We start from the raw sequence: 11925 nt of genomic DNA, 5'->3' as shown, positions 1-11925 counted from the left end.
GCCGTTGCGCGGCACCATGCCGGGGGTTCCTGTGTTATCGCCGCGGGCTACGGCCGCGCGGAATGCCGCGGCGCCTTCACCCGATATGCCGTAAAGCGAGCTGAGCACGGTGGTCCGTGGGTCTCGCTCCATCTCGGCCTCTGCTACGCCGGGCTGCTGGAAGTACAGCTGGTAGAATTGCGCGTCCGCGGTCTGTGGCATCACGCTGGTCGGGCGCGCCGGGCCACGCGGCCGAAGCGGTACGCTGAGGCTCGCAACGGCGCGGAAGCGGTCGGGGCGCAGGCGTGCCGCTTGCCAGGCGATATGCGCACCCCAGTCGTGGCCGACGATAACAGCCGTCGGCGCGTCGAGGGCATCGACCAGCCCCACGAGGTCGCCGATCAGATGGAAGATCGTGTATTGATCGATTGCCTCCGGCCGGTCGCTCTTGCCGTAGCCGCGCATATCAGGGGCGACGGCGTGGAAGCCCGCCTCCGCAAGCGCAGCAATTTGATGCCGCCACGAATACCAGGATTCCGGGAAGCCGTGGCACAACAGCACAGGGGTCCCTTGCCCTGCTCGGCGATGTTGAGACGGATGCCGTTGCTCTCGACCAGTCGCTGCGAAGGTGCGCTCAAGTTTCTCTCCCCTTGCGGATTGTTGTTATTCGTCATTGCGAGTGCAGCGAAGCAATCCATCGCTCCGCTTGCTGCACTATGGATTGCTTCGCTGCGCTCGCAATGACGGTGGCAGGCTTTCGCGCCCGCGTATCAAACCCCTTCCAGAATAATCACCGTTGGCGTGCCCGGCAGGGTGTCGCGCGAAATCTTCAATGTTCGCTCGGTCCGCTGGTCGATGACGAATTGCTGGCCGATCAGCCGCATGAATTCGTCGAGCGGGGTGGCGAAGCGATGCATCGGCAGCACGATGGAGGAGCGCAGGCGCTTGGTGATCTCGGAGACGCCGTCGAGCGACATCGTATAGGTGCCGTCGATCGGCACCATCAGGATGTCGAGCCGGCCTATCGCCGCGAAATGCGTCTCGTCGAGCTTGTGGTGCAGGTGTCCGAGATGACCGATGCAGAGGCCGGCGACCTCGAAGATGAAGATCGAATTGCCGTCCTTGATCATCGCGCCGGAGCCCTCGCCATAGTAGCGGCGGATGTCGGTGGGGACGTTGCGGATATAGACGTCGCCGACGCGCGTTGAGACATGCGCCGCCTGGCCGTTCTCGCCCCAGCCATGCAGAACGTGCGGAATCTTTGGATCGGGAAACAGCGTGTAGTGGGTCGAGTGTGCGCGATTCATGGTGACGACGTCGGGCAGCCTGCCGGTCCGGTAGGCGCCGTTGAAGTCGGTCGCGATCCGCACGCCGCCGGGCGTGTCGATGTAATAGGTGGAATGCCCGACATAGGTGATCGCGACCTCTTCGGTCTTGGCGGCCGTGCGGCGAAGGCTGACGGGCACGGCGAGCGGCGAGGCGTTCGCCATCGCGAGGCACTCGCTGCGCAAAGGCTGCTGCTGGGCGATCGCCGGGACGATCAGCGAACCAAGCAAGGCGAGGGCGACAGCGAGGACTACGTTAAGCGATCGCAACATGGCATGACCCATCCGCGGCAAAGGCCGCAGGCCGCACTGTATCGCCGAATTTTGGAAACGTCATGATGGCATTCGCGCACGGCAGCGTGCCGGAATTGCTTCATCGGGGCGGGCGATGCCATATTGTAAAACTCAACCAGGGAGTTTTGCCGTGACTGAAAAGACCACCGCCCCGGCCCCGCATGCCCCGTCATCGAAACGGCTGGAGCCGTTGCGCCAGGTCGATGCCGGTGTCCTCAGTATCGCCTATTACGAGGCGGGTCCCGCCGACGGATCGGCCGTGATGCTGATGCATGGCTTTCCCTACGACATTCACAGCTATGTCGACGTCGCGCCGCAACTGGCGGCCCAAGGCTGCCGCGTCATCGTTCCCTATTTGCGCGGCTACGGCCCGACCCGGTTTCGCGACGCGAGCACACCGCGCTCGGGCGAGCAGGCGGCGGTCGGCGCCGACATGATGGCGCTGATGGATGCGCTTGGCATCCGCCGCGCCGTGTTCGCGGGCTATGACTGGGGTGGACGCGCGGCCTGCGTTGGCGCCGCGCTATGGCCGGAGCGCTGCATCGGCCTCGTCTGCGTCAATTCCTATCTGATCCAGGATATTGCGAAGGCCATGGCGCCGCTGCGGCCCGAGCGCGAGGTGGCGTACTGGTACCAGTATTACTTCCAGCTCGAGCGCGGCCGTGCGGGCCTTGCCGCCAACCGGCGCGAGATCGCCAGGATATTGTGGACGCAATGGTCGCCGAACTGGGATTTTGACGACGCCTGCTTCGAGCGGACGGCGATCGCCCATGACAACCCCGATTACGTCGATGTGGTGATCCACAGCTATCGCCACCGTTTTGGTCTGGCCGACGGCGATCCGCAATATGCTGAAATCCAGCACAGGCTGGCGGCACTGCCTCCCATCACCGTGCCAACGATTACGCTGGATGGCGCAGGCGATGGCGTTGCGCCGGCAACCGATGGCACCGCCAGCGCGGCAAAGTTCACCGGTCGTCGCGTTCATCGCGTGGTGCCGCGCGCCGGGCACAATCTGCCGCAGGAAGCGCCCGAGGCGTTTGCAGCGGCGGTGTTGGAGCTGATCAAGACATAGGTCGAGTTTGCCGCATGGCAAGCCGTTGCGAAAACCGTCATCCTTCCTGCGCAAGTCCTCCGAGAAGGACAGAAATTTTACGGGGCGGAATTCCATGGCGAAGCATCACGTCTTGCTTGCGATCTGGCTGGTGACCTTTGCCTCGATCACATCGGCCTCGGCCGAGGAATTCCCCAGCCGTCCGATCACCTGGGTCGTGCCCTTCGCGCCGGGCGGCATCACCGACACGACTTCGCGCATCGTCGCCGAGGAAATGTCGAAAACGCTCGGTCAATCGGTCCTGATCGACAATCGCGGCGGCGGTGGCGGCACGGTCGGCACCGAACAGGTGGCGCGCGCCAAGCCCGACGGCTACACGATGATCTACGGCACGCAGGGCACGATGGCGGCCAACGTCACGTTGCGCAAAAACCTGTCCTATGATCCGCTAACGAGTTTCCTGCCGGTGCATCTGGTCGGCGAAAGCCCGAACCTGTTCGTCGCCCATCACGAGGCGCCATATAACTCGGTGCCTGAGTTCATCGCCTACACCAAACAGAATCCGGGCAAGGTGACGTTCTCCTCCTCGGGCGTCGGCACCGCGACGCATCTGGTCGCCGAATTGTTCAAGACCGTCACCGGCATCGAAATGCAGCATGTGCCGTACAGGGGCAGCGCGCCGGCACTGAACGACATGATCGCCGGCCGTGTCGATGTCATGTTCGATTACCCGGTCTCGGTCGGCCCGCATGTCGAAGCCGGCAAGCTGAAGGTGCTGGCCACCACCGCGCCCGAACGGCTGCGCGCATTCCCTGACGTGCCGACCATGGCCGAACTAGGCATGAAGGACATGACCACCCAGAGCTGGTCCTCGATCATGGTGCCGGCGGGAACGCCAGCGCCGGTCGTCGACCGGCTGGCGGCGGCGGCGCATGCGGCGCTGACGTCGGAACGCGTGCGCACGCATTTCGAAAAGGTCGGCACCCGCCCGATGCTGCTGCAGAAGGCCGAGATGATCCCGTTCATCGAAAAGGAGATCAAGCGCTGGGGCGATGTGATCGAACGGGCGGGGTTGGAGAAGCAGTAGGACTAGCCCCGCCGCGGGCTGATCTTCCACGTCGCAGCCAGGATCACCGCGGTCATTGCGCCGCTGATCACTGCGGCGATCGGGATCGTCACGGCGAGCGCGGCGGTCGCAGCCCAGCCGATCGAGCAGAAGGCTTCTGCGAATGTCGCAAGCCGCGATGACGTCTGGCGGCGGCGAAACTGGCTGCGTCTGGCTTGCACGCGGAACCAGAGCTGGATCGCGGCCGCCGAGACGGTTGCGACGATGACGCCGAGCGCGGTGATGATCGCCTGCGTCACGGAGGCAAACGCAAGTGCTGCGATCAGTGGCGTGAAGATGGCGCCGATTGAGATGAGCACCACCTCGACCTTGGCGCGGATCACGCGCGATGGCGGCAGCGGCGCGGTCGCGACCAGGTCGGCGGCGTCTTCGCCCGAGATCGTGAGCCAGGCGAGGCCGCCGGCAAGCTGGCCGGCCGCCATCACGATCACGGGCGTGATCAGCACGATCGCGGCCGAGCTTTCGGAAAAACTTCGCCACAGCAATAAGGCCGGCGGCACCAGGTAGAGCAGTTGCATCAAGCTTTGCGACAACAGCCACGGATCGCGCCGCAGCAGCAGGAACTCCTTGGTGCGCAGCGCCTGTTGCCGCGAACCGCCGCGGAATGCGGTCGAGCGCGGCCCGCGACGGACAGACCGGGCAGTTGCGGCGACACTGACGACGGTATCGGCAAATCTCGGCGAGAAGACCGCCATCACAACGCCGAGCAGCAGGAGCCCGCCCGCCATCAGCCACGACAGCACCATGCCATCGCCGATCGCCGCTCGCGCCGGCCACCACAACGGGCTGTCGAGCGCAGGTGCGTAGGCTGAAGCGGCATCGGAGGTCAGCACCGTAAAGCGCGACAACGTACCGTATGAAAGGATGGCTGCGACCTGGAGCGCGATGACGAAGCCGGCGCCGATGATGGCGGCCACGACCTGCGCGACGAGGCGGGTGCGGCTTGGGCCGATCAACCTGAACAGCGCGACCGTGATCGCGATCGCAACGGCCGCGGCCGTAAGGCCGATGGCGATGACGACGCCGAACGCGGAGAGCCATCGGATGCCGCCGCCGATCACGAGAACGTCGACAAAGGGCGTCGACAGCAACAGCGCCATCCCGATCACGGACAGCCCGATCGCCGCGATCCGCACCGAGAACACGTTGGCGAGGTTCGCCGGCGATGACATGATGAGGTCGAGGTCGGCGCGGGCGTAGAACACCCGCGTCACCGATTCGATCGCCTGTGACAGCATCAGGGCCCAGGCGAGAAAGATGGTCGCCGTGATGACGATCAATTCCGGCTTGCCGAGCGGGGCTTGCAAATCGGCGAAGCGGCCGATCACCGCATAGGCCGGCAGGTGCATGACGGCGACGAATACGATCAGGGCGATGATCGCGCGCTTTCGCTTGCCACGTCTGCCGGCAATCATCGCCAGCCATTCGCGCCACGCCAGCCGGATCTCGTGCCGGGCAAACCAGGTGAGCGCCGCGGCCGAACTCATGCGGCGGCCGCCTCGGCGTCGACGAGGGCGATGAACATGTCTTCGAGGCTGGTGTCGTTGCGGCCGTTCTGCTGGAGCAGCTCAGTGAGCGTGCCCTCGGCCACCAGTTTGCCTGCGGTGATGACGCCGATGCGGTCGGCCATCCGCTCGGCGACTTCGAGAATATGCGTCGTCATGATCACGGTGCAGCCGGCACGGACGCGGTCCTGCAGCAATCGCTTGACGTGACGCGCCGACAGCGCGTCGAGCCCGGTCAACGGCTCGTCCAGGATGATCAGCCGGGGATCGTGAACCAGAGCACCGGCCAGCGCGACCTTCTGGCGCATGCCCTTGGAGAAGCCCTCGCAGCGTTCGTGCAGATGCGGTTCGAGGCCAAGCGACAGCAGAAGCTGGTGCGCCGCTGGCGCGGAAACCGTGGGATCGATGCCCCAGAGACCGGCAACGAATTCGAGGTACTCCAGCGGCGTCAGCTTGTCGTAGATCATCGGCTCGTCGGAGACCCATGCGATGATCTGCTTGGCGGCGACGGGATCGGCGAGTGCGTCGATGCCAAAAATGGAGACAGAGCCGGCGTCAGGCCGCAGCAGGCCGGCGACCATCCGCAAGGTCGTGGTCTTGCCGGCGCCGTTGGGGCCGAGCAGGGCGTAGAACTCGCCGGTCCGAATGGTGAGGTCAAGCGCGTCGACCGCCGGGCGGTCAAAACGCTTCGTTAACCCTCGCACTTCGAGCGCCGATAGATCTGACTGCATGACTTCAGGGCGATCCAGTTGTTCCTTGCGGACCATGCACCGAAGAGCTTTCAGCGCGGTGAATCTTGCACGCCAAATCGCGCAAACCCCGCAACTTCCCGGACTGCGGCATTTCTCCGCAATTGTTAACGGCGCGGCACGCAGCGCTTTGTTGACAGGGCTCGGCGCTTTGGGCTCAATGCAGCGGGACATATGCAGCTGTTCGGCATCGTGGATGCCGGGTAGCGTGTAGACACAAGATGCGGAAGAGGCGATCGACAGAATCGCCCGGCATCGGGGAGGAAATGATGCTGGACTTCGTTCAGCAGCTGGTGAGTGGCATCGCGCTCGGCTGCGTCTATGGCCTGATCGCGCTCGGCTTCGTGCTCGTTTACAAGGCAACCGAGGTCGTCAATTTCGCCCAGGGCGATTTGATGATGTTGGGCGGGTTCTTCGCCTTCACCTTCATCGGCATGCTCGGCCTCAACTACTGGCTCGGATTCGCCGGCGCGGTCATCGCCATGGCGGCGTTCGGCATGCTAGCCGAACGCGTCGTGGTGCGTCCGATCCTCGGCTATCCGCAGTTTTCCATCATCATGGCGACGATCGGGCTCGGATATTTCCTGCGGTCCGTGGTCGGCATGATCTGGGGCACCGACGATTTCAAGATCGACACGCCGTTCAGCGATGGCGTGTTGCGGATCGGCTCGCTGGTGCTGGCATACGACAAGCTCTCGGTGATCGCCGCAACCGTGATCCTTTGCGCGCTGCTGTATCTGTTCTTCAACCGCACCACGCTCGGCACCGCGATGCGTGCCAGCTCCGAGAACATGCTGGCCGCCTACTACATGGGCATTCCGGTCAAGCGCGTGGTGTCGATCGTGTGGGCGATCAGTGCTGCGGTCGCGACTGCCGCCGGCGTGCTGCTGGCGCCGATCACCTTCATTCACTCCAATGTCGGTCTCGTGCTGGGCCTGAAGGCGTTTCCTGCCGCCGTGCTCGGCGGCTTCGGCTCGATTCCCGGCGCCGTAGTGGGCGGCGTGCTGATCGGCGTGATCGAGAGCATGGCCGGCTTCTACCTGCCGCAGGGCTGGAAGGACGTCGCGCCCTACATCGTGCTTCTGGTGGTGCTGTTGCTCAAGCCCGAAGGCCTGTTCGGCATTCATACGCGGAAGAAGGTCTAATGCGGTTCCTCTTCAAGACGGATTACGAAGACGACATCAGGCTGTTTCCGCACAGCGGCTACGTCGTTTCCTACGGCATCCTGCTGGCGTTTCTGGTGATCGCGCCGTTCGTGCTGTCGAGCTATCTGGTCAGCCAGCTGGTGTTCGTCTGCATCTACGCCACGGTGGGCGTAGGCTTGATGATTCTCACCGGCTTCACAGGGCAGGCCTCGCTCGGCCACGCCGCCTTTCTGGCGATCGGCGCCTATACGGCGGCCTATCTGCAGCAATACAACGTTCCGTTCCCGGTCTACTTCCTGGCCGGCGGCCTGTTGACCGGCGTGGTCGGTGCGCTGGTGGGATTCCCGGCGCTGCGGCTGACGGGCATCTATCTCGTCATCGCGACGATTTCCTTTGCCTTCATCGTCGAGGAAGTGCTGGCGCGCTGGGAAAGCGTCACCCACGGCAATGAGGGCATGCGCGTCAAGACCTTGAGCTTGTTCGGGCAGGCGGTGCCGCAAAACGGCCCGACCTTCTACTTCCTTTGTCTCGGCGTGTTGATCCTGACCATCGTCGGCACGCTCAATCTGTTGCGCTCGCCCACGGGGCGCGCCTTCGTCGCGATCCGCGACAGCGAAACGGCGGCGCGCAGCATGGGCGTCAATGTCTCGCTCTACAAGGTGAAGTCGTTTGCGATCAGCGCTGGTATCACCGGATTGGCCGGTGTGCTGTTCGCGCACAAGCTCTCCTTCATCTCTCCGGAAATGTTCACGCTGCAGCTCTCGATCGAGTTCATCATCGTGATACTGATCGGCGGCACCTTCAGCCTGCACGGCGCGGTACTCGGCGCGATATTCCTGGTCATGATCGATCCGTTCCTGACCTATCTGAAGGACGACCTGCCCGGCATCATCGCGGGAATCTTCGCAACGTTCGGCGCGGACAGCGTGACCGCGGGTAAGATCCACAGCAACGTCGCCGCCATTGCCTCCGCCAACGGCCTCAAGGGCGCGATCTACGGAGTGATCATCGTGCTGTTCGTGCTGTTCGAGCCGCTCGGGCTGTACGGGCGCTGGCTGAAGATAAAACTCTTCTTCCAGCTATTCCCGCTCTACAAGCGCGCCACCTTCAAGCGTCAGAAAATCTACGTGAAATCGGAGCGGAACCGATGAGCTATTTCCGTGCCGAGAACCTGTCTTTGCATTTCGGCGGCCTGAAGGCAGTCGATTCCGTCAGCTTCGCGGTGGAGAAGGGCGAGATTCTCTCGATCATCGGCCCCAATGGCGCGGGCAAGAGTTCGATCTTCAACCTGATCTCGCGGATCTATCCGCCCACTTCGGGCAGGATCTTTTTCGAAGACCAGGACATCACCGAGCAGCCGGCCTACGAGATTGCCGGCCTCGGCATTGCCCGCACCTTCCAGAACATCGAGCTGTTCGAGAATGCGACCATGCTGAGCAATCTCCTGGTCGGCCGTCACCGGCACTCCACCACGCAGCTCTGGCAGGAATTGCTGTTCCTGCCGAGCGTGCGCGCCGGTGAAAAGGTCCATCGCCGCCGCGTCGAGCAGGTGATCGAATTCCTCGATCTCGAAGCCTATCGCGACAAGCTGATCTCGGGCTTGCCTTACGGCGTCCGCAAGGTGATCGAGCTCGCGCGTGCGCTGTGCTCGGAGCCGAAACTGATCCTGCTCGACGAGCCATCATCCGGGCTGAACGTCGAGGAGACCGACGACATGTCGTTCTGGATCCGCGACATGAAGACCGAACTCGGCATCACTGTCTTGATGGTCGAACACGACATGACGCTGGTCAATCGCGTCTCCGATCGCGTGATCGCGCTCAACTACGGCCGCGTGCTCGCGATGGGCTCGCCGTCCGAGGTGCAGCGCCATCCCGACGTCGTCGCCGCCTATCTCGGCGCCTGAGGATGATGCCATGAGCGCTTCCGACATCATCCTCAAGCTCAGCAATATCGAGAGCTATTACGGGCCGATCATGGCGATCCGCGGCATCAGCCTGGAGGTGCCGCGCGGCCGAATCGTCACGTTGCTCGGCGCCAACGGCGCCGGCAAGACCACGGTGCTCAAGACCATCTCCGGCATTCTCGATCCCCAGAAGGGCTCGATCGAATTTTTGGGCAAGCCGATCCAGCGCATGGAAGCCGACAAGATCGTGCGGCTGGGCTTGAGCCACGTGCCGGAGGGGCGTGAAGTATTCCCGTTCCTATCGGTGCGGGAAAACCTGATGATGGGCGCCTATCCGCGCAAGGACCGCGACGGTGTCGCGGAGGATCTCGAGCGGGTCTACGGCTATTTCCCGCGGCTGAGGGAGCGCATTAACCAGCCGGCCGGACAGCTTTCCGGCGGCGAGCAGCAGATGCTGGCGATCGGGCGGGCGTTAATGAACCGTCCGACCCTGCTACTTCTGGATGAGCCGTCGCTCGGGCTGTCGCCGATCCTGGTGAAGGAGATTTTTACCATCATCAAGCGCGTCAACGAGGAGCAGGGCATGTCCATCCTGCTGGTCGAGCAGAACGCCAAGGTGGCGCTGGAGACGGCGCATTATGGCTATGTGCTGGAAATCGGCAGGGTCGTGATGAACGACACCTGCGAGCGGCTGATGAATTCAAAGGACATCCAGGAATTCTATCTCGGCGCCAAGGAAGAAGGCGCCCGCGGCGAGCGGCGCTGGAAAAAGAAGAAGACATGGCGTTAGAAGACCTGGCGTTAACCGTCGCAGTCAAAAGCATGGCGTTCAGAACGAGTTAGGGCTAGATTCAGGCCTGCTTCAAGAAAGCAAGACCGGTTGCCAAGACCGGCACCTGAGGCAGGCGACAGAGGGAGGAAGACGCATGGCCAGACCGGCAGTGCTGACGGTCGCCGACACGATCGCGAAGAGTTTTCTGAAGTCCGTGGAAATCCGCGGCGACCGGCCGGCGATCCGCGAAAAGAAATTCGGCATCTGGCAGCCGACCAGTTGGCGCGAGTGGCTCCAGATCTCCAAGGATATCGCGTTCGGCCTGCATGCGTCAGGCTTCCGGCCCGGCGACGTCGCGTCGATCATCGCCAACGCGGTGCCGGAATGGGTCTATGCCGACATGGGCATCCTGTGCGCCGGCGGTGTTTCGTCGGGCATCTATCCGACCGACTCCTCGTCGCAGGTCGAATATCTCATCAACGATTCCTCGACCAAGGTGATCTTCGCCGAGGACGAGGAGCAGCTCGACAAGATCCTGTCGTGCCGTTCGCGGTGTCCGACGCTGCAGAAGATCGTCGTGTTCGACATGGAGGGCCTGAGCGGCTTTACCGACCCGATGGTGCTGTCGCTGGCCGAGTTCACGGCGCTCGGGCGCAACCACGAGCAGGGTAATGAGGCGCTGTGGGATGAGATGATCGGAAGCCGCAGTGCAGGCGATCTTGCCGTTCTCGTCTACACGTCAGGCACCACCGGCCCGCCCAAGGGCGCCATGCATTCCAATCGGAGCGTGACGCATCAGATGCGCCACGCCAACGACCTGTTTCCGTCGACCGACAACGAGGAGCGGCTGGTGTTCCTGCCGCTCTGCCATGTCGCCGAGCGGGTCGGCGGCTATTACGTTTCGCTGGCGTTGGGATCGGTGATGAACTTCGCCGAAAGCCCGGAGACGGTGCCGGACAATCTGCGCGAGGTGCAGCCGACCGCGTTCCTCGCGGTGCCGCGGGTCTGGGAGAAGTTCTACTCCGGAATCACGATTGCGTTGAAAGACGCGACGAATTTCCAGAAGTGGATGTACCGCAACGCGCTCGCCATCGGCAACCGGATGACGGAGTACAGACTGCAGGGCGATACACCGCCATTGTCGCTGCGGCTCGCCAACAGCGCCGCTTACTATCTCGTGTTCCGCAACATCCGCCGCATGCTCGGGCTCGATCGTTGCCGGCTGGCGTTCACTGGTGCTGCGCCAATCGCGCCGGATCTGATCCGCTGGTATCTCGCGCTCGGCCTCGACATGCGCGAGGTCTACGGCCAGACCGAGAATTGCGGTGTCGCCACCGTGATGCCGCCCGATCGCATCAAGCTCGGCTCGGTCGGCAAGGCAGCACCCTGGGGCGAAGTCGCGATTTCGCCGCAGGGCGAGATCCTGATCCGCGGCGATTTCCTGTTCATGGGTTATCTGAACCAGCCGGAAAAGACCGCCGAGACCATCGACGCCAAGGGATGGCTGCACACCGGCGACGTCGGCTCGATCGACAATGAAGGCTTCGTCAGGATCACCGACCGGATGAAGGACATCATCATCACGTCGGGCGGCAAGAACATCACGCCGTCGGAAATCGAGAACCAGTTGAAGTTCTCGCCTTACGTCTCGGACGCCGTGGTGATCGGCGACAAGCGGCCGTACCTGACGTGCCTGGTCATGATCGACCAGGAGAATGTCGAGAAGTTCGCCCAGGACCACGACATTCCCTTCACCAACTACGCCAGTCTGTGCCGTGCGCCCGAAATCCAGGACCTGATCCAGCGCGAGATCGAGGCAGTCAACGTCAACTTCGCGCGCGTCGAGACCATCAAGAAGTTCTATCTGATCGAACGTCAGCTCACGCCTGAGGACGAGGAACTGACGCCGACCATGAAGCTGAAGCGCAGCTTTGTGAACAAGCGCTATGCCGCCGAAATCAACGCCATGTATGGCGAACGGGCGGTGGCGTAGGCGAAACGAAAGTTCGAAAGCGAGAATCAAGTACGCGGCGAAGGACAACAAGGCCCTACCCTTCGCTCAACACGGGC

11 protein-coding genes are annotated in these 11925 nt (G+C 63.1%); 7 read left to right on the top strand and 4 right to left on the bottom strand.

What is annotated here, in order from left to right:
- Together V1294_RS37870 and V1294_RS37865 are read right to left on the bottom strand one after the other, a co-directional pair.
- Window positions 1-540: alpha/beta fold hydrolase (locus V1294_RS37870; protein WP_334504431.1), on the bottom strand; the 540-nt coding region annotated here is incomplete at its 3' end.
- A 209-nt stretch (window positions 541-749) separates the two neighbouring features.
- Complete coding sequence (locus V1294_RS37865) at window positions 750-1577, bottom strand: MBL fold metallo-hydrolase (protein WP_334504429.1); 828 nt, start codon at window positions 1575-1577, stop codon at window positions 750-752.
- 115 nt (window positions 1578-1692) lie between these two features.
- On the opposite strand from V1294_RS37865, the gene V1294_RS37860 reads away from it, so the two are divergent.
- Window positions 1693-2673 carry an alpha/beta fold hydrolase gene (locus V1294_RS37860; protein WP_442895416.1) on the top strand — a complete coding sequence of 327 codons (981 nt, stop codon included), beginning with the start codon at window positions 1693-1695 and terminating at the stop codon, window positions 2671-2673.
- A gap of 94 nt (window positions 2674-2767) precedes the next feature.
- Entirely contained in the window at window positions 2768-3739 is a 972-nt protein-coding gene (locus tag V1294_RS37855; protein ID WP_334504425.1) for a Bug family tripartite tricarboxylate transporter substrate binding protein, read from the top strand.
- A gap of 2 nt (window positions 3740-3741) precedes the next feature.
- Here the strand turns inward: V1294_RS37855 and V1294_RS37850 are convergent, their stop codons facing one another.
- Together V1294_RS37850 and V1294_RS37845 are read right to left on the bottom strand one after the other, a co-directional pair.
- The gene (locus V1294_RS37850; RefSeq protein WP_334504424.1) at window positions 3742-5265 is read right to left on the bottom strand and encodes a permease; all 1524 of its coding nucleotides are present in this window, start codon (window positions 5263-5265) and stop codon (window positions 3742-3744) included.
- Window positions 5262-6014: an ABC transporter ATP-binding protein gene (locus tag V1294_RS37845; RefSeq protein ID WP_334504423.1), complete on the bottom strand. Its 753-nt coding sequence runs from the start codon at window positions 6012-6014 to the stop codon at window positions 5262-5264. The genes V1294_RS37850 and V1294_RS37845 overlap by 4 nt, the downstream gene beginning before the upstream one ends.
- A gap of 287 nt (window positions 6015-6301) precedes the next feature.
- Between V1294_RS37845 and V1294_RS37840 the strand changes: the two genes are divergently transcribed.
- The 5 genes from V1294_RS37840 (at window position 6302) to V1294_RS37820 (ending at window position 11848) form a co-directional block, all read left to right on the top strand.
- A complete protein-coding gene (locus tag V1294_RS37840) occupies window positions 6302-7177 on the top strand; it encodes a branched-chain amino acid ABC transporter permease (protein WP_108512250.1) in 876 nt (291 codons plus the stop codon).
- On the top strand, window positions 7177-8328 hold the full coding sequence (locus tag V1294_RS37835) for a branched-chain amino acid ABC transporter permease (protein WP_334504422.1): 1152 nt from the start codon (window positions 7177-7179) through the stop codon (window positions 8326-8328). Before V1294_RS37840 ends, V1294_RS37835 begins: the two co-directional genes overlap by 1 nt.
- Window positions 8325-9083, top strand: a complete 759-nt coding sequence (locus V1294_RS37830; protein ID WP_108512248.1) for an ABC transporter ATP-binding protein — start codon at window positions 8325-8327, stop codon at window positions 9081-9083. The genes V1294_RS37835 and V1294_RS37830 overlap by 4 nt, the downstream gene beginning before the upstream one ends.
- Before the next feature lie 10 nt (window positions 9084-9093).
- Window positions 9094-9873, top strand: a complete 780-nt coding sequence (locus V1294_RS37825) for an ABC transporter ATP-binding protein (RefSeq protein ID WP_108512778.1) — start codon at window positions 9094-9096, stop codon at window positions 9871-9873.
- A 136-nt stretch (window positions 9874-10009) separates the two neighbouring features.
- Complete coding sequence (locus tag V1294_RS37820; RefSeq protein WP_334504421.1) at window positions 10010-11848, top strand: AMP-dependent synthetase/ligase; 1839 nt, start codon at window positions 10010-10012, stop codon at window positions 11846-11848.
- Window positions 11849-11925: the final 77 nt, after the last annotated feature.

The organism is Bradyrhizobium sp. AZCC 1678 (genome assembly GCF_036924765.1).
GTDB classification, from domain to species: Bacteria; Pseudomonadota; Alphaproteobacteria; order Rhizobiales; family Xanthobacteraceae; genus Bradyrhizobium; species Bradyrhizobium algeriense.
The sequence above is the reverse complement of the archived record's forward strand: the minus strand, read 5'-3'. Positions and strand labels throughout refer to the sequence as shown.

What these genes read in the sequence shown, in the direction of transcription:
- V1294_RS37865 (WP_334504429.1), bottom strand. Translation starts at nt 1,577, where the DNA reads ATGTTGCGATCGCTTAACGTAGTCCTCGCTGTCGCCCTCGCCTTGCTT.
- V1294_RS37820 (WP_334504421.1), top strand. Translation starts at nt 10,010, where the DNA reads ATGGCCAGACCGGCAGTGCTGACGGTCGCCGACACGATCGCGAAGAGT.
- V1294_RS37825 (WP_108512778.1), top strand. Translation starts at nt 9,094, where the DNA reads ATGAGCGCTTCCGACATCATCCTCAAGCTCAGCAATATCGAGAGCTAT.
- V1294_RS37840 (WP_108512250.1), top strand. Translation starts at nt 6,302, where the DNA reads ATGCTGGACTTCGTTCAGCAGCTGGTGAGTGGCATCGCGCTCGGCTGC.
- V1294_RS37855 (WP_334504425.1), top strand. Translation starts at nt 2,768, where the DNA reads ATGGCGAAGCATCACGTCTTGCTTGCGATCTGGCTGGTGACCTTTGCC.
- V1294_RS37835 (WP_334504422.1), top strand. Translation starts at nt 7,177, where the DNA reads ATGCGGTTCCTCTTCAAGACGGATTACGAAGACGACATCAGGCTGTTT.
- V1294_RS37860 (WP_442895416.1), top strand. Translation starts at nt 1,693, where the DNA reads ATGCCATATTGTAAAACTCAACCAGGGAGTTTTGCCGTGACTGAAAAG.
- V1294_RS37850 (WP_334504424.1), bottom strand. Translation starts at nt 5,265, where the DNA reads ATGAGTTCGGCCGCGGCGCTCACCTGGTTTGCCCGGCACGAGATCCGG.
- V1294_RS37845 (WP_334504423.1), bottom strand. Translation starts at nt 6,014, where the DNA reads ATGCAGTCAGATCTATCGGCGCTCGAAGTGCGAGGGTTAACGAAGCGT.
- V1294_RS37830 (WP_108512248.1), top strand. Translation starts at nt 8,325, where the DNA reads ATGAGCTATTTCCGTGCCGAGAACCTGTCTTTGCATTTCGGCGGCCTG.